The sequence below is a fragment of the Cloacibacterium normanense genome (genome assembly GCF_003860565.1).
GTDB lineage: Bacteria > Bacteroidota > Bacteroidia > Flavobacteriales > Weeksellaceae > Cloacibacterium > Cloacibacterium normanense.
Genome location: NZ_CP034157.1, coordinates 1,760,528 through 1,777,017 on the forward strand (window position 1 = coordinate 1,760,528; position 16,490 = coordinate 1,777,017).

Consider the following 16,490-nt stretch of genomic DNA (forward strand, 5'->3'; position numbering starts at 1 on the left):
TCCAATATCTCAAATCGTAAATCGTAAATAATTATGACTGAATTTCAAAAATATATTCAAAGATATTTAGACCTAATTCCATCTGATAATTGGTTGGAAGAAATGATCAATTCTGGAGCAGAAACCATTCAGATTTTTTCTGGTTTAGACAATGAAAAATCACTTTTTGCCTACGCAGAAGGAAAATGGACGCTCAAGGAATTGCTTCTTCATTTAATTGACACCGAAAAAATTTTCCAATACAGAGCTCTTCGTTTTGCCAGAAAAGACCAAACCGAATTGTCTGGTTTTGATGAAGATTTATTTGCTGCAAATTCTTTTGCTAACGATAGAACTTTGGTAAGTTTGTTAGAAGAGTTCAGAATTGTGAGACAAACGTCTATCATTTTCTTCGAAAATTTACAAAATGCAGCACTTACCAACACTGGAAAAGCCAACGGAAACAAAATTTCTGTAGAAACCATCGGAAGATTAATCGTGGGACATAATTTTCATCATTTAAAAATAGTTGAGGAAAGATATTTACCGAATTTGAAATAAATTTCCCACAGATTTTCACAGAAATTTTGAAATCATTTTTAAAACCATTTAATATTATCAATAGGAACGGGCTTTAGCCCGTTTTTTTAGTAAAATAAATTCCTTTGGCTTTAGCCAAAACCTAAATTTTTATTATTTTTGATAAAAAAAACTAAAATGCCTTTTATCAAAATTTACATTCATTTTGTGTTTTCAACGCTAGACAGAAAACCACTCCTAAATTCTTCGGATTTAAGAATTAAACTTTGGAAACATATCAAACAAAACGCCACGGAAAAAGGTATTTTTATTGATATGATAAATGGATATTCAGATCATTGTCATATTGTTTAATCTCTTTAGGTTTTAGTCAAAATATTGAGAAAATAGTTCAGCTAATAAAAGGAGAATCTTCACATTGGCTTAACCAAAATCAATTGACAAAAGAAAAATTTGCTTGGCAAGATGAATATTTTGCAGTTTCTGTTTCAGAATCTATGATTGAAAATGTTAGAAATTACATCAAAAATCAAGAAAAACATCATCAGAAAAAAACTTTCGCAGAGGAATATCAAGAATTTATAGAAAAATATAATTTTGAAAAATTAAAAGATAAAGAATAAGTTTTGGCTAAAGCCAATAAGAATTACTAATTTTGAAAACGGGCTAAAGCCCGCTCCTATTGATGAAAATGAATTTCAAAATCACCATACAATATTTATTAATTTCTGTTCTATTAATTGGAGTTTCATTCTTATTAGCTTATCATTTTTGGTGGAAAATTGATTTAAATTCAGGTCAATTTTTTATAATCGTTTTTGCAACAATAATTTGTTGCCTTGGAATTGGATTTTTATCAATATTAATCAGCGGAATTATTGTATTTAAAAATATTGAAAAAATTGGTTTCATAAGTCCTTTTAATTTAGCAATGAATGGATATTATTATGAAAAATTAGGGCTTGAAACTGCAAAAAAATTAAAAAACACTTTTTCTCTAATTGCTTTTCCTACATTTTTTATTTTAATTTTAGCTTTCTATAAAATTGTAAATTTCGTAGAATACACAGATTTAACCTATTACGGAATTGAAAAATCAGTTAAAATTGAACAAATTTCATATTATAAAGGCAAAAAAAGAGCAATAATAAATTTTGAATTTAACAATGAAAAGATTTCAAAAAATTTGTTTTTGAAAGATACTTTAAAAAATATTGGAGACATTGAAACCATCATTTTTTCATCAAGAAATCCTAATATTGTAGAACTAAAATCAGAATTTGAAGAAAATTCTAAATAATTATGGAAAAAGCACTAGAAATATTAAAAAACGGCGGCGTAATCCTCTATCCTACGGATACGATTTGGGGAATTGGCTGTGACGCAACCAATGTAGAAGCCATCAACAAAATTTTTGAAATCAAAAAGCGTGAGAAAACCAAATCCATGATTATTTTGGTGGAAAACGAACGCCGATTACAAGATTTGGTAGACGTTCCAGAAATGGCTTGGCAAATTATTGATTTGTCTGAAAAACCAGTCACCATCGTTTACGAAAATCCTAAAAATTTACCCAAAGAAATTTTAGCTGAAGATGGAAGCATCGGAATTAGATTGGTAAAAGATGATTTTTGCAAAAAATTGATTTCTAAACTCAATAAACCTTTGGTTTCTACTTCTGCCAATTTTAGCGGAGACAAATCACCATTGAAATTCTCTGACATCTCGCAAGAACTGATTGATGCGGTAGATTATGCAGTAGAAGAAAACAGAGAAAGCGTTTCCAAATATTCTGGTTCATCAGTGATAAAAGTTTGGAGTGACGGAAGAGTGAAAGTACTTCGCGAGTAGTCTTACCACAGCGAAACTGAGGTTAAACAGAGAACACAGAGCAACTACTTTGTGTTCTCTGTGTTTTTCTTGGTGTCTCTGTGTTTTAATATTATCTTTGCAAAAAATTAATTTCTCGCAGATTTAGCAGAAACCGCAGATTAAACCTGCAAAATCGGCTCAATCTGCGAGAGTTTTTATACAAAAATGAAAATCAATTTAACTCAAAATAAAAATTTCAAACTTTTTAAAATCATTTCTAAAGTCGCCCAAGAAAATAACCAAACGGTTTATATTGTTGGCGGTTACGTTCGGGATTTGTTGATGCAAAGAAAAGCACCAACAGACATCGATTTTGTAACCGATCAAAGCGGAATAGAACTCGCAAAAGCGGTAGGAAAAGAACTCGGAGATTTGAAGGTTTCTGTGTTCAAAACTTATGGAACTGCGATGATTAAATACCAAGATTTGGATTTGGAATTTGTGGGCGCCAGAAAAGAAAGTTATTCCGAAGATTCTAGAAAACCAGCGGTAGAAACTGGAACTTTAGAAGACGACCAAAAACGCAGAGATTTCACTGTAAATGCTCTTGCAATTTCTCTGAATGAAGAAAATTTTGGAGAACTGATTGATCCTTTTAACGGAAGAGAAGATATGCAGAACAAAATTCTGCGAACGCCTCTAGAACCTGCGCAAACGTATTCTGATGATCCTCTCAGAATGATGAGAGCGATTAGATTTGCTTCGGTTTTACATTTTGAAATTGAGAAAAATTCTCTCGAAGCCATCAAACAAGAAGCAGAACGCATCAAAATTGTTTCGATGGAAAGGATTATGGTAGAATTCAACAAAATTATGTTGAGCGAAAAACCTTCGGTTGGTTTAAAATTGATGGAAGAAACTACTCTTTTAGAAAAAATAATCCCAGAATTAACAGCACTGAAAGGCATTGAAGAAGTAGAAGGACAAACGCACAAAGATAATTTTTGGCACACACTAGAAGTAGTGGATAATATTTCTAAAAACACCGATAGTCTTTGGTTAAGATGGGCTGCTTTATTGCACGATATCGGAAAAGCACCGACTAAAAAATTTGTAGAAAAAATTGGTTGGACTTTCCATGGACACGAATTTCTAGGCTCTAAAATGGTGAAAAATCTTTTCACGAGACTGAAATTACCATTAGGACCAGACATGAAATATGTTCAAAAAATGGTGAAACTTTCATCCAGACCGATTGCTTTGATTGATGATGGAACTTCGGATTCTGCCTTGAGAAGATTGCTTTTTGATGCTGGTGAAGATTTAGAAGATTTGTTCACGCTTTGTAAAGCAGACATCACCACGAAAAATGCTTCGAAACAGGAAAAATTCAAGAAAAATTTTGAATACGTAGCCAAAAAAATAAAAGAAGTTGAAGAAAAAGATCAAGTTAGAAATTTTCAACCTCCGATTTCTGGAGAAGAAATAATGGAACTTTTCAACTTAAAACCGGGCAGGGAAATTGGAATTTTGAAAGAAAAAGTAAAAGAAGCGATTTTAGAAGGCATAATTGCTAACGATAAAGACGAAGCTAGAAATTTCGTGATTAAAGAAGCGAAACTTTTAGGTTTGGAAGTATAAATTATGCCACTAATGCACGAATTAATTTTAAAAATATTTGTGTATTCGTGGCAATAAAAAAATCCCTCAAAAATTTGAGGGATTTTATTTTAGTCTTCTACTTTATCTGAATAATCAAAATTTCTAACCGCTTCAAGCGTTTTATCAATTTCGGTGTCGTTTATTGCATCAGAAATAAACCACGTTTCATAACCACTTGGTGGAAGATAAATTCCCTGAGCCAACAACTGATGGAAGAAATTATTGAATAATGAATGGTTAGAATCCGCAGCTTCCTCAAAATTAGAAACTCTGTTCGTATGGAAGAAAACACTCATCATACTTCCTTTTCTGTTGATTTTATGGGCAATTCCCTTAGAATTTAGGATTTTACCAATTTCAAAATCCAGCGTTTCTGTAGTTTTATTTAATTTTTCGTAGAAATTAGGATTGTTTTTAATGAGTTGAAGCGTTGTAAGTCCAGCTCTCATTGCGAGAGGATTTCCACTTAAAGTTCCCGCTTGATAAACATCACCTCTTGGCGAAAGTTTATTCATAATTTCGTTTCTTGCAGCAAAAGCACCAACTGGCATTCCGCCGCCAATTACTTTTCCGTAAGTCACAATATCTGCTTTTATGTTAAAAAGTTCTTGCGCACCGCCAAAACCCAAACGGAAACCAGTCATCACTTCATCAAAAATCAATAAAGCGCCATTTTCATCACAAACTTTTCTTAGATTTTGAAGGAAATTATTTTCTGGCAAAACGCAACCCATATTTCCAGCAACGGGTTCTACAATAATCGCAGCAATTTCTCCTTGATTATGACGGAACAAATCCTCTACTTGTTCTATATCATTGTATTTTGCTAAAAGTGTATCTTTTGCAGTTCCTGAAGTTACTCCCGGTGAATTTGGATTCCCAAAAGTTGCCGCTCCACTTCCTGCTTTAATCAAAAATGAATCAGAATGACCGTGATAACAACCTTCAAATTTGATTATTTTTTCTCTTCCTGTATAACCTCTTGCTAATCTGATGGCACTCATACAAGCTTCTGTACCAGAGGAAACCATTCTGATTTGGTCAATATTCGGAACATTTTCGATGATAAATTTTGCAATTTCGGTTTCTAATTCTGTAGGCGCACCAAAAGAAAAGCCTTTTTCTGCTTGTAATTTTACCGCTTCTACTACCTCATCATGAGCGTGACCTACAATTGCTGGTCCCCAAGAATTGATGTAATCTACATACGTTCTGTCATCTGCATCTGTTAAATAAGCACCTTTCGCAGATTTCATAAAAATAGGAACTCCTCCTACAGATTTGAAAGCACGAACTGGCGAATTAACACCTCCTGGAATATATTTGTACGCCTCTTCAAATAAAGCCGAACTTCTTTGATATAACATAATTTTGAATTTATTTTTTTAATGTTTTGGGCGTGTCCTTCATAAAAATTTCAGATTCTTCATTCCATTCAGAATGACAAAAATTTTTATTTCAGGTCGCGCTTTTCGTTACAATTCCTCACTCGCTTTCAGCGGTTGCGGGATTTTCACTTCAATCGCTCACGCAAAATTCTTTACAAAAAATTTTATCTAGGTTTTCTATTTTTAAGATAAATCAATTGACCTTCTTTTACTTTATCTCCATATTCCATGCGGTTTTTGTCATAAAGTTTATCCAATCTTATGGCAAATTTTTGTGCGATAGAATACATATTATCTCCTTTTTCTGCGCGATAAGTTTCTACACTTCCGCTAGAATTTTTCTTTTCGAGGAAGAGAATTTGTCCTTCTTTTAAAGTCTGAGAAGAAAGTTCGTTCCATTTTATCAATTTAGAAGTAGAAACACCATATTTTTTAGAAATATCGTGTAAGTTTACTTCCGAAGCATCGTCATAATCTGGTTCCATCGGAATCACAATATATCTCAAAGCTTCATTAGGATGTGCTTTCATCAAAACAGATAATAAAACTTCTTCTTTAGTCAATTTTTTAGGTTCTGGAGCATCAATTACGACTTTTGGAGCCTCTTCTTTTTTAGGTGTTGGTAAATTTTTAGCTAAAAATTCTTTATCATTCACCAAATCAGGATACAAAGCCAAAAGTTTTTCGGTCACTTGTTCTTTTTTGATATAGTCAAATTCAAAAAGTTTATATTTCTGAATTTTATCAATCAAAATATAAGCATATCTAGGATTGGTCGCATAACCAGCTTTTTTCAAACCATGAGCCCAAGCGTTATAATCTTTTGGGTCAAGTTGAAATAAATTTTTGTAAAAAGGACGATTCACCAAAAACAAAGAATGGTCTCTGTAAGATTCTCTAGGATCTTCATACACTCGGAAACATTCATTTGGTGCGTCATCTGTATGTTTCATGGTTTTGCCCGTCCAGTTTTCTTTACACTTAATCCCGAAGTGATTTTTCCCTTCTTGTGCCAATCTAGACTGACCACCACCTGTTTCTAAAAGTCCTTGTGCCAAAGTAATAGATGCGGGAATATTGTATAATTCCATTTCTTCTACAGCATATTGTGCAAATCGCTGAATGTATTGGTCTTCGGTTTTCCAAGTTTGGGCTTGGACATTTGAAAACAAGGCAATTGAAAATATTAAAATGAGTTTCTTCATATTTATGTGTCGTTCCTACGGAACTTATTTTAAAATTTAAAAAACTTTAATTAGATTATTTAGGACATGACAATTTTTTAAATTATATTTTTAACCGCAAAAGCGACAAAAGATTTCACCTGTTTATAAGTTATTCAAAAGTAAAAAAAGCGAAATGTTTTACTTTTTTTACTTTTGAAATACTTTTTTTAAGTATTTCTTTTGATTCTTTTGTGGTTATTAATTTTTGTCATGTAATAAAATTAAATTTCTTTTTTTCTTTTTCAACATTTCGTTTGCGCCTTTTATTCCTTGCAAACCTCCTGTATGAAAAGCTAAAATCTTGCTATTTTCTGGAAAATAATCTTCTTCTATGAGTTCAAAAATCTTCCTCAGCATTTTCCCAGTGTAAACAGGCTCTAAAACAATGCCAAAATCTTGGTAAAATTTATTTATAAAACGAATATTTTCGTCTGTTATTTTGCCAAAACCGCCATCAGAAGCATCAAAAATGGTGAAATTTTGTCTTTTAGAAAAATTTAAAATCCTTTTTTCTAAAGATTCATCTTTCACTGCTTTGAAACCTAACACTTTTTGATGTTCTTCAGCAAATTTAGAAATTCCTGAAAGGGTTCCTCCTGTTCCTATAGCGCTGCAAAGATAGTCAAAATCTTGAGTTTCTTCATTGAGCATAAACTGAATTCCCTCCACCGCATTTTCATTAGTCCCGCCTTCTGGAACCACCAAACTTTCGGGAAATTCTTCTTGAAGGTTTTTCATCAAAGTTTCCTTGTCTCTATAAGTTTCTCTGGTCACAAATCTGAAAGTCATTCCGTTTTGGTGCGCTAAAGAAAGGGTGGGATTTTCTTGCCAAGTATTTTCTAATTCGTCTCCTCTGATAATTCCTAGAGTTTCGATGCCAAATTCTTTTCCCAAAGCTGCAGCTGCTGCAATATGATTAGAGAAAGCACCTCCGAAAGTGATGATTTTCCTGTCTGAAACTTCTTTTTCTAAATATTTTTTGACATTGTAAAACATTTTCCAATATTTATTTCCTGAAATTTCGGGATGAGTAAGGTCTTCTCTTTTGATGAAAAGTCTTACTTTTTTTCCGATAGGAATTTCTACAATAGGAATTTTATGTTTGGGTAAATTCATAATACAAAACCTGTTGTGCATTTAGGAATTAAGAAAGAAAAAGATTGTCCATTTGATTAAAAAATCGTATATTTAGTTGATTACCAAGTCATTAAATATATGAACAATCTCATTCAAAATTACAATATTATTTTAAAAGAATTGACAAATACTTGTAAACATATAACTACAACCAAGCAAATTAGGCTTCCAAAAATGTCTGATTTGGAACTTGTGGCACTTAATGTTACTGCGGAATACATGTCAATTAACTCTGAATTACAGCTGTTTAGATGTATTTCAGGAACCGATTTGGACGGAAAAATTGAAAGAAGTGTCTATAATAAAAGAAAGAGAAAACTTTTACCTTACATTGAAAAGATCAGAGAAACTTTAAGCAACAATTTTTCGGATTTTACCGATGTATTTATTGTAGATTCAACGCCAATTGAAATATGCAAAATTAGTAGAGCAAATCGCTCGGCAATCTGCGCAACAGATGAAATTAAACCTTCTTTTGGATATTGTGCTGCACAGAAGTCAAGATATTTTGGTTATAAACTTCATGCAGTTTGCGACAAGAATGGAATCTTTCATTCTTTCGATTTTTCACCTGCAAACGTTCATGATGTTAATTACCTTAATGACATTAAAGAAAATTTTCAGAATTGCCTGTTAATAGGAGATAGAGGATATATCAGCAAAGAAATTCAAATGGATTTATTCAACTATTCTAGGATAAATCTTTCAGTCCCAATGCGCAAGAACCAGCATAATTTTGTGGAGTTTTCAAGAACAAAATCTAAAATCAGAAAACGTATTGAGACCAATATCTCGCAATTGTGCGGACAGTTCACAATCAACACCAACTTTGCAAAAACATTTCAAGGTTTAGCAACAAGAATAGTATCGAAAATAACTTCTTTTACGATGATTCAATACCTAAATTTCTTCGTATTTAAGAGAAGTTTGAACAAATTAAAAATTAATTTGTGCTAAATGCACAATAGGTAATACAAATTTAAATAAAGCAGTAAGAAGAAAAAATCAAGGCACAATCAATTATTTACCAATTTGAAACGCAAAGCTACATTAATAAGCAACTAAAATTTAAGAAAGCAAAGATTGAATTCGCTAGCGAATTGATGAAGCGAACGTTTAAAAAACGAATTTATTCGTTGACTTAGCTCACTTTAATCGTTAAATAAATAATTAAAAATCTTTGCGTTTTAAAATTAAAATGTGAATGAATTAGTCATGTCCTATTCACACTCTATACTTCCAAAAACTCCAGATTTTTCTGGTTTCGAGATAATTTAAATCTTCTTCCATAGCGTAAGCTTCTCTTTCGAAACTGATATTTCGGTAAGCCAAATGTTTGTCTTTTAAACTAAAATACCAATAGTAATATTCTACTACATACCACAAATAAAAGAAAATAATGAGGAGTTCTAATTGCTGACGAATGTGTATTTTTTCGTGATTAATGAGTATTTTATTTTCCTTAAACGCTGATTCACGAAGAAAAATGAACGGAAAAATGGTAATTCCGTTGATTCTAGTCTTTCGGAGAAGGCGTAAACTCAAAATAATCATAGAACAAAGATATGAAAAGTTAATAGGAGCAATTAACACAATGATTTAAAAATATGATTGAATTTTTTGTAATTTTATGGAATGAAATTTGATAAAGAATTAGTAGAAGGCGAAGATTTTTATTATAATGAATTAGGCTACAAAGTTTTCACCGAAAGATACCACTTAAAACGCGGTTATTGCTGTAAAAGTGGTTGTAAACATTGTCCTTATGGTTATGATAAGAAGACTGATTCTTTTAAAAAAATTGAGAAAAAACCCTATAAATCATAAAAAAAATGAAGAAATATTTTTTCCTTTTGTTGGCTTCAGCAGCACTTTTTGTTACGTCTTGTTCACCATTTAATGTGAGAACAGATTACGCTGAAACTGCCAATTTTAGTTCTTATAAAACATATCAGTTTAGAGTAGATGATTTAAAACTGAATGATTTAGACAAAGACCGTGTTTTAAACGAAGTAGCTAAAAACCTACAAATGAAAGGTTTATCAGCATCTCAAACTCCCGATTTAGTTGTAAACTTGAAAGCTTCTCATAAAAAAGTAGAAGATACGAGAATTGAACCTAGTTTCGGAATGTATGGTTGGGGAAGACCTTTTGGATGGGGAGTTGGAATGAGCAGAGCTTGGACTACCGATTACAACAGAGGAAGTTTGATGATTGACATCGTAGATGCTAAAACTGGAAAATTAGTTTGGCAAGGTGTAGGAAGCGGAATCAATGTAGATTCTCCTAAATCTAAGCAAAAACAAATTCCAGCGATTGTAGCAGAGATTATGGCCAATTATCCACCTGTGAAAAAATAAAAATATTTTTAACTTTAATATTATTGTCTAAAAACGTACGGCGCGAGCTTTGCTCGCGCCGTACGTTTTTCATTTTTTAAAACAAAAAAATCGGGAAATTTTCCCGATTTTATAATCTAATAATAGATAAAAATCTATTATTTTTCTAAAACTTCTGTAATAGGATTTCCTATGTTTCCACTTGGATTTTCAACTTTCAGCATTTGAGCTAGAGTTGGTGCAATATCAGTCATGTGATATGGTTTTGCACTTTGTCCGTTTTTAACTTTCCAACCCATAAAAATTAATGGAATGTGAGCATCGTACGAATTCCAAACACTGTGAGTAGTTCCTTTTTTAGCATAAGTTGGCAACATGCTGTCATGTGTAATGATTTGAATATCACCACTTCTTTGCCAGTTGTAACCATTAATAATTCTCGTTTTAATCGGTTCAGGAATTGCTGCTTCTGCTACTTCTTCTAAATCTACTGCGTACAATACTCTTTTATCTTTATTCAATAAACCAAGAATCGTTTTCTTTACCTCATCTGTTTCCAATCCTTTTTCTTTGATAACATTTTGATTAAGATAAACTTGGTAATTATCAATTCCTAAAATCAATTTACTTCCTGCATATTTTTTTTCAAGTTCATCATTAAGTGTTTTTTCTAAACCTTCACCAAAGAAACCTGTTGCCATTTTATTGGCTTGCATATAACCTTCTGAATGTGCAGCACCGTGATCTGCAGACAAAAATACCAAGTAGTTTCCTTTTCCTACTTTCTTGTCTAACTGCTGAAAAAACGCTTCTAAATCTCTGTCTAATCTTAAATAAGTATCTTCTATTTCAATAGAATTTGGGCCAAAAGCATGACCTACATAATCTGTAGAAGCAATATTTATTGCTAAGAAATCTGTAATATTATCTTCACCCATTTTGTAACCTTTAATTGTTGCTTCAGCCATTTTTAGGGTTAAAGAATTTCCAAAAGGTGTAGTTCTGATGACTCCTTTTTTAGCATCATAATCCTTCGCTAAATTTTCATAAGGAAAAGTAGGCGTTTTAGCGCTTCCTAAAAGACTTTCCCAAGCTACATTATCCTCTGTACTTTCGAAATATTCTGAAATGGGAAGTAATGTTTTCCAACCTTTTGAAACTAATTTTTTACCGTTTTCTTCTTTGTTAAATTCATTCAACCATTGTGGTAATTCTTTCAAATAGTAATCAGAAGTGATGAAATTTCCTGTGGTTTCATCAAACCAAAAAGCTGCAGTAGGATTATGTCCTGCTGGTAAAATAGAAGCTCTGTCTTTCAAAGAAACGCCCACTACTTTTGAACGGAAATTAGTTGCAATTCCTAACTGGTCTGTAATGGTAGTACTCCAAAGATTTCTAGGAGAATGCTGACCTATTTTTTTAGCTTCTGTTCCTACAGCATTTACTGTTTCATCTGTAGTACAGTAAACATTTTTACCTGTTTCTTTATCCGTCCAGTCGTTTCCAGCAATTCCATGAATCGAAGGAACAGAACCTGTATAAATAGAAGTATGACCTAATGCTGTAACCGTAGGAATATAATCAATCATCACATTATTAAAACTGTAGCCTTCATTTAATAATCTTTTGAAGCCACCATTTCCGTATTTTGCTTGATATTTATACAAGAAATCCCAACGCATCTGGTCTACCACAATTCCTACCACCAATTTTGGCCTTTCTACTCCATCATTGTATTGAGTATTTTTATTTTTTTGTGCATCTACAGATAACAAAGCCAATGTTACTAATGCAAGTGTGCTAATTTTTCTAAGCATTTTTCTAGAAATTTTAATTTAGGCAAATTTAAAGGTTTTTATTGTAGCTAAAGTTTAATTTTACATTAAAAATTAAATCGTTTGACTTCACAAAAAAACGCACCTAAAAGATGCGTTTTATTTATTTCAAAAAAAGGAGTTTTTTTTAGAATTTTAAATCTCCATTTACTTCTCTAACCGCTGCTGCTGCAGTTGCAAATTTTTCTTTCTCTGCTTCAGTTAATTCGATTTCTACGATTTTTTCTACTCCATTTTTACCGATAATCGCAGGAACACCTAAGCAAATATCAGACTGTCCATATTCTCCGTCTAACATAAGTGAACAAGGAATCATTTTCTTTTGGTCACATGCAATTGCCTGAACCATTACAGAAACTGCTGCACCTGGTGCATACCAAGCTGAAGTTCCTAATAATTTAGTTAATGTAGCACCTCCTACTTTAGTTTCTTCTACTACATAAGCTTGTTGTTCTTCAGTTAAGAAAGAAGTTACAGGAACTCCGTTTCTAGTTGCTTTAGATAATAAAGGAAGCATACCAGTATCCGAGTGTGCCGCAATTACCATTCCGTCTACATCAGAAATTGGAGCTTCTAAAGCTTCTGCCAATCTGTATTTAAATCTTGCAGAATCTAGAGCACCTCCCATTCCAATGATTTTATGTTTTGGTAAACCAGAAGTTTTGTGAACTAGGTAAGCCATAGTATCCATTGGGTTAGAAACCACGATAATGGTTACATTAGGAGAATGTTTTACTAAATTAGCCGTTACATCTTTTACAATTCCTGCATTGATACCGATTAACTCTTCTCTAGTCATTCCTGGTTTTCTAGGAATACCAGAAGTGATTACCGCTACATCTGAACCGGCAGTTTTACTATAATCACCAGTTGTTCCCGTAATTTTAGTATCAAAACCATTCAAAGAAGCAGTTTGCATTAAATCCATTGCTTTACCTTCAGCAAAACCTTCTTTAATATCTACTAAAACTACTTCTGAACAGAAGTTTTTCATAGCAATATATTCTGCGCAAGATGCACCTACAGCTCCTGCTCCAACTACAGTTACTTTCATTTTTTTATTTTTTTTAAAGTTTAAAATTAAGTTGCTCAAATTTAATGATTATTTGAGGATTAGACAATTTTCTTGATATGAATTAAATCCTAATTTTAAAATTTTTCAATCGTGTAAATAGATGTAAAAATTACCATAAATCAAGGACAAAAACAGAGACATTGCTTACCTTTGTTTTAAATTTTGAAGGATGGAAAATTTTTTGAAGCATTTACAAGACGGATATTCTAACAGAAAATATGATTTAGATAAAAAGAAAATCGAAACCTTTATCGATGATTTTTTCAGATTCGTATTTTTTCTAGAACTTCAAAGATGTGCTTCAGAAGATGAAATCGCCAATAGATTACAACAATTTAAAATAGATTTTATCAAGATTCTGTATTCTGTTTTTGATGACAAAGAAAAAGCCACAGCATGTGGAGAGTATTTTTTTACCAAATTTCCAGAAATTTATAAAACTTTAGAACAAGACGCTGCATTTGCCCTAGAAAATGACCCAGCTGCAACCTCTGTAGAAGAAGTCACTTTTTCTTATCCGGGTTTTTATGCGATTGCAATTTACAGATTGGCTCACGAATTACAATTGGAAAAAATTCCGTTGATTCCTAGAATTTGGACAGAGTTGGCGCACAGCAAAACAGGAATAGACATTCATCCTGGTGCTACCATTGGTTCGCCATTCTTCATCGATCATGGTACGGGAATTGTAATAGGTGAAACTTCAGAAATTGGAAATGGTGTCAAAATTTATCAAGGAGTTACTCTTGGTGCTCTTTCTGTTTCTAAAGAAATTGCCAATACCAAAAGACATCCTACCATAGAAAATGGTGTAGTTATTTATGCGAATGCTACCATTTTAGGAGGAGAAACCGTGATTGGCGAGAACAGCATCATCGGTGGAAACGTTTGGATTACAGACAGCCTGCCGAAAAATTCGGTGGTTTTTCACAAAGGTCAAGTGACGGTGAGAAACAAATTTCCGGGAGATGAACCAATTAACTACTTTATTTGAGGTAAAGGCTAAGGTTGAGGTAAAGGTGAGGTAAAGGTAAAGATAAAGGTAAAGGTTGAGGTAGAGGTAGAGGTAAATATAGAGGTAGAGACAAGTAAAAACTGATTTTAATTAAGATAACGAAACTTGCAGCCCGACTTGAACGGAGCTCTTTTTAAAATTTTTCGGCTCTCTCCTTTAGGAGAGTTAGTGAGGAAAAAATTTTAAAAAAGCGGGAGTGGAAGGCGGTAAAGCTGCCCAAATTAATAATATTTAAAATTTAAAAAATATGAAAGTTAATAATGTACTAGAAGTGATTGGCAACACTCCATTGGTAAAATTAAATAAGATTTTCGGGAGTGATGTAGAAGTGTGGATGAAACTAGAACGCCAAAATCCTGGTGGAAGCATCAAAGACAGAATTGCTCTTGCGATGATAGAAACAGCGGAAAAAGAAGGAAAAATTAATAAAGATACCTTGATTATAGAACCTACATCGGGAAACACAGGTGTAGGTTTGGCAATGGTTTGCGCGGTTAAAGGTTACAAATTAGTTTTGGTAATGCCAGAATCTATGTCTGTGGAACGCAGAAAACTCATGTCTGCTTATGGCGCTGAATTTGTTTTAACTCCTAGAGAATTGGGAACCAATGGTGCGGTGAAAAAAGCTTACGAACTGGCTTCTACGATTGAAAATTCATGGATTCCACAGCAATTTGAAAACGATGCAAATCCAGAAATTCATAAAAATACCACTGCTCAAGAAATTTTGGCAGATTTCCCAGAAGGATTTGACTATGTGATTACAGGTGTAGGAACTGGCGGTCATATTACGGGCGTAACAGAAGTTCTGAAAGAAAAATTCCCGAATCTGAAAAGTTATGCCGTAGAACCTACTGATTCTCCCGTTTTAAGTGGTGGAAATCCTGGTCCGCATCCTTTGCAAGGAATTGGAGCTGGTTTTGTACCAAAAGTTTTGAATTCTGAAATTCTAGACGGTGTGATTCAAGTAGAAAAAGCAGAAGCTTTTGATTTTGCTAGAAAATTAGCGGCTCAAGAAGGAATTTTAGCAGGAATTTCTACCGGTGCTTCTCTTGCTGCAATTGCGAAGAAATTACCAGAATTACCAAAAGGCGCTAAAGTTTTGACCTTTAACTATGACACTGGTGAAAGATATTGGTCTGTTCCAGATTTGTTCCAAGAAAATGAATCTGAATTGAAATAAATTGAAAACGCTCCAAAAATTTGGAGCGTTTTTTTTGTCTCTCGCTGATTTTGCAGATTAAGCCGATATTTTTTAAAATTAATTAACCGCAAAAAGAGACAAAAGAAAAAATTGAAAATAAGAAGTTCAAAAGGACAAAAAAGTAAATTTTTGTCCTTTATTTTTTAAACTCTAGCTTATTATACTGATGAATATTTTTTTTAAAATCTGCTAAATTTGCTAAATCAGCGAGATATTTTTTTTAGTTTTCTTCTTCGAAATAGAGCATATAATATTTTCCGTTTTCGTCTTGTCCTTGTTGGATGAGTTTTCGGTCTCCGTGAATGTAAATATGGAAGTTTTTATCTAGTTTGATAACGCTTTTTAAAATTCTAGCGTTTTTCTTAACTGCCGCATCATTGATGGCGAATTCGTCTGACAAAGCATAATCTCTTTCGTCCTCGTATTGTGTTTTGAAGGCATTGAAACTTTGGATGACTTCTTGATCTTTCAAAACTTCTCCTGTGAATTCTTCCATCTTAAATTCTTCTTTTTCTTTGAAAAAACTCAGCGATTTATTCAAAAAATCTGCTTGGTCTGCTTTGGTGATTTCAAATTCCTGCGGAAGTTGTTTCGTGATGTATTCTTTGTAAAGTGTAAGCGTTTCTTGCGTCTCGAAATACTCGTCTTGTCGCTGACGAACCTGTAAGAAATCGTCCATCCAATAACTGGTTTCTGCTCTACTCGTTCCATCAATAATAGACATGAGGTAACCTTGTTCTTTATTGGTATTGTAAATCAAGCAACCTTTGTCTACTTTATTCAAATTGATTCCCTGTAAAGTTTCCAATTCAAACACTTCGACTCCGCTCAGTGTGACATCATGTTTGGTAGAAACTTTCAAGAAAGTGTCTTTGTTTTCGGATTTAAAAAGTCCAACTGCGTCATATCTTTCGCCTTTTACGATGCAATCTTTGAAAAAGCAAACGTAGAATTCTCCACCTTTGGTTCTAGGATTGGTAGAATGTTCGTACAGCAGTTTTGCCAATTTTTTAGATTGGTTTTCTAACAATTCTGGTTGTTCAAAAATCTCTGAAATGTAAGTAAACACTTCGTTATTTTCGATATTAGAACTATGAAAAAACTCGAAAAAGATTTCGGGTTTGAAATTTTTAAGGAAATAATCTTTGAGCAATGCTTTCATCTCATCTGTGATGAAAACTTCTGTTTCTGTGGTTACCAAAGCCTCTTGATGCGTTTGGTTTCCTACGTAATTGATGCAAAGATGTTCTAGTGTGGTTTCTTCTGTGAAAATCATGC

Annotated in this window: 16 protein-coding genes and 1 pseudogene; 10 read left to right on the top strand and 7 right to left on the bottom strand. The window is 32.9% G+C overall.

Features of this window, described 5'->3' with window-relative positions; genetic code table 11:
* Positions 1-33 precede the first annotated feature (33 nt).
* The 5 genes and pseudogenes from EB819_RS08095 (at position 34) to EB819_RS08115 (ending at position 3,972) form a co-directional block, all read left to right on the top strand.
* Positions 34-540, top strand: a complete 507-nt coding sequence (locus EB819_RS08095) for a DinB family protein (protein WP_069797813.1) — start codon at positions 34-36, stop codon at positions 538-540.
* A gap of 156 nt (positions 541-696) precedes the next feature.
* Positions 697-1,142: pseudogene (gene tnpA / locus EB819_RS13060) on the top strand (IS200/IS605 family transposase).
* Between the two features lie 68 nt (positions 1,143-1,210).
* Positions 1,211-1,819 (top strand): hypothetical protein, encoded by a 609-nt coding sequence (locus EB819_RS08105; protein WP_124878724.1) that lies wholly within the window; start codon positions 1,211-1,213, stop codon positions 1,817-1,819.
* Between the two features lie 2 nt (positions 1,820-1,821).
* Entirely contained in the window at positions 1,822-2,370 is a 549-nt protein-coding gene (locus EB819_RS08110; RefSeq protein WP_069797817.1) for an L-threonylcarbamoyladenylate synthase, read from the top strand.
* Between the two features lie 186 nt (positions 2,371-2,556).
* On the top strand, positions 2,557-3,972 hold the full coding sequence (locus EB819_RS08115) for a CCA tRNA nucleotidyltransferase (RefSeq protein ID WP_069797819.1): 1,416 nt from the start codon (positions 2,557-2,559) through the stop codon (positions 3,970-3,972).
* 89 nt (positions 3,973-4,061) lie between these two features.
* Here the strand turns inward: EB819_RS08115 and hemL are convergent, their stop codons facing one another.
* The 3 genes from hemL to EB819_RS08130 form a co-directional block, all read right to left on the bottom strand.
* A complete protein-coding gene (gene hemL, locus EB819_RS08120) occupies positions 4,062-5,360 on the bottom strand; it encodes a glutamate-1-semialdehyde 2,1-aminomutase (protein ID WP_069797821.1) in 1,299 nt (432 codons plus the stop codon).
* A 185-nt stretch (positions 5,361-5,545) separates the two neighbouring features.
* Complete coding sequence (locus tag EB819_RS08125; RefSeq protein ID WP_069797823.1) at positions 5,546-6,586, bottom strand: glucosaminidase domain-containing protein; 1,041 nt, start codon at positions 6,584-6,586, stop codon at positions 5,546-5,548.
* A 219-nt stretch (positions 6,587-6,805) separates the two neighbouring features.
* Complete coding sequence (locus tag EB819_RS08130) at positions 6,806-7,723, bottom strand: 1-aminocyclopropane-1-carboxylate deaminase/D-cysteine desulfhydrase (RefSeq protein WP_069797825.1); 918 nt, start codon at positions 7,721-7,723, stop codon at positions 6,806-6,808.
* A 99-nt stretch (positions 7,724-7,822) separates the two neighbouring features.
* Here EB819_RS08130 and EB819_RS08135 point away from each other — a divergent pair, with 99 nt between their 5' ends.
* Positions 7,823-8,701 carry an IS982 family transposase gene (locus EB819_RS08135; RefSeq protein WP_069797575.1) on the top strand — a complete coding sequence of 293 codons (879 nt, stop codon included), beginning with the start codon at positions 7,823-7,825 and terminating at the stop codon, positions 8,699-8,701.
* Between the two features lie 267 nt (positions 8,702-8,968).
* On the opposite strand, the gene EB819_RS08140 is transcribed toward EB819_RS08135, so the two are convergent.
* The gene (locus tag EB819_RS08140; RefSeq protein ID WP_069798696.1) at positions 8,969-9,298 is read right to left on the bottom strand and encodes a hypothetical protein; all 330 of its coding nucleotides are present in this window, start codon (positions 9,296-9,298) and stop codon (positions 8,969-8,971) included.
* An 81-nt stretch (positions 9,299-9,379) separates the two neighbouring features.
* Between EB819_RS08140 and EB819_RS08145 the strand changes: the two genes are divergently transcribed.
* Positions 9,380-9,571, top strand: coding sequence for a C1orf53 family protein (locus EB819_RS08145; protein ID WP_069798698.1), 192 nt, complete (start codon positions 9,380-9,382; stop codon positions 9,569-9,571).
* Positions 9,572-9,576: 5 nt separating this feature from the next.
* A complete protein-coding gene (locus tag EB819_RS08150; RefSeq protein WP_069798700.1) occupies positions 9,577-10,104 on the top strand; it encodes a DUF4136 domain-containing protein in 528 nt (175 codons plus the stop codon).
* 137 nt (positions 10,105-10,241) lie between these two features.
* Here the strand turns inward: EB819_RS08150 and pafA are convergent, their stop codons facing one another.
* Positions 10,242-11,900, bottom strand: a complete 1,659-nt coding sequence (gene pafA, locus EB819_RS08155; RefSeq protein ID WP_069798703.1) for an alkaline phosphatase PafA — start codon at positions 11,898-11,900, stop codon at positions 10,242-10,244.
* A 145-nt stretch (positions 11,901-12,045) separates the two neighbouring features.
* The gene (locus tag EB819_RS08160; RefSeq protein ID WP_069798705.1) at positions 12,046-12,972 is read right to left on the bottom strand and encodes a malate dehydrogenase; all 927 of its coding nucleotides are present in this window, start codon (positions 12,970-12,972) and stop codon (positions 12,046-12,048) included.
* A 190-nt stretch (positions 12,973-13,162) separates the two neighbouring features.
* On the opposite strand from EB819_RS08160, the gene epsC reads away from it, so the two are divergent.
* Complete coding sequence (epsC, locus tag EB819_RS08165; RefSeq protein ID WP_069798707.1) at positions 13,163-13,987, top strand: serine O-acetyltransferase EpsC; 825 nt, start codon at positions 13,163-13,165, stop codon at positions 13,985-13,987.
* A gap of 268 nt (positions 13,988-14,255) precedes the next feature.
* Positions 14,256-15,191, top strand: a complete 936-nt coding sequence (gene cysK, locus EB819_RS08170) for a cysteine synthase A (RefSeq protein WP_069798709.1) — start codon at positions 14,256-14,258, stop codon at positions 15,189-15,191.
* Between the two features lie 241 nt (positions 15,192-15,432).
* On the opposite strand, the gene EB819_RS08175 is transcribed toward cysK, so the two are convergent.
* Positions 15,433-16,488, bottom strand: coding sequence for a nucleoid-associated protein (locus EB819_RS08175; RefSeq protein WP_069798711.1), 1,056 nt, complete (start codon positions 16,486-16,488; stop codon positions 15,433-15,435).
* Positions 16,489-16,490: the final 2 nt, after the last annotated feature.

Coding starts and splice junctions, on each gene's coding strand:
- EB819_RS08105 (WP_124878724.1), top strand. CDS start 1,211: ATGAATTTCAAAATCACCATACAATATTTATTAATTTCTGTTCTATTA.
- EB819_RS08140 (WP_069798696.1), bottom strand. CDS start 9,298: ATGATTATTTTGAGTTTACGCCTTCTCCGAAAGACTAGAATCAACGGA.
- pafA (WP_069798703.1), bottom strand. CDS start 11,900: ATGCTTAGAAAAATTAGCACACTTGCATTAGTAACATTGGCTTTGTTA.
- EB819_RS08115 (WP_069797819.1), top strand. CDS start 2,557: ATGAAAATCAATTTAACTCAAAATAAAAATTTCAAACTTTTTAAAATC.
- epsC (WP_069798707.1), top strand. CDS start 13,163: ATGGAAAATTTTTTGAAGCATTTACAAGACGGATATTCTAACAGAAAA.
- EB819_RS08125 (WP_069797823.1), bottom strand. CDS start 6,586: ATGAAGAAACTCATTTTAATATTTTCAATTGCCTTGTTTTCAAATGTC.
- EB819_RS08135 (WP_069797575.1), top strand. CDS start 7,823: ATGAACAATCTCATTCAAAATTACAATATTATTTTAAAAGAATTGACA.
- hemL (WP_069797821.1), bottom strand. CDS start 5,360: ATGTTATATCAAAGAAGTTCGGCTTTATTTGAAGAGGCGTACAAATAT.
- EB819_RS08095 (WP_069797813.1), top strand. CDS start 34: ATGACTGAATTTCAAAAATATATTCAAAGATATTTAGACCTAATTCCA.
- EB819_RS08145 (WP_069798698.1), top strand. CDS start 9,380: ATGAAATTTGATAAAGAATTAGTAGAAGGCGAAGATTTTTATTATAAT.
- EB819_RS08150 (WP_069798700.1), top strand. CDS start 9,577: ATGAAGAAATATTTTTTCCTTTTGTTGGCTTCAGCAGCACTTTTTGTT.
- EB819_RS08130 (WP_069797825.1), bottom strand. CDS start 7,723: ATGAATTTACCCAAACATAAAATTCCTATTGTAGAAATTCCTATCGGA.
- EB819_RS08175 (WP_069798711.1), bottom strand. CDS start 16,488: ATGATTTTCACAGAAGAAACCACACTAGAACATCTTTGCATCAATTAC.
- cysK (WP_069798709.1), top strand. CDS start 14,256: ATGAAAGTTAATAATGTACTAGAAGTGATTGGCAACACTCCATTGGTA.
- EB819_RS08160 (WP_069798705.1), bottom strand. CDS start 12,972: ATGAAAGTAACTGTAGTTGGAGCAGGAGCTGTAGGTGCATCTTGCGCA.
- EB819_RS08110 (WP_069797817.1), top strand. CDS start 1,822: ATGGAAAAAGCACTAGAAATATTAAAAAACGGCGGCGTAATCCTCTAT.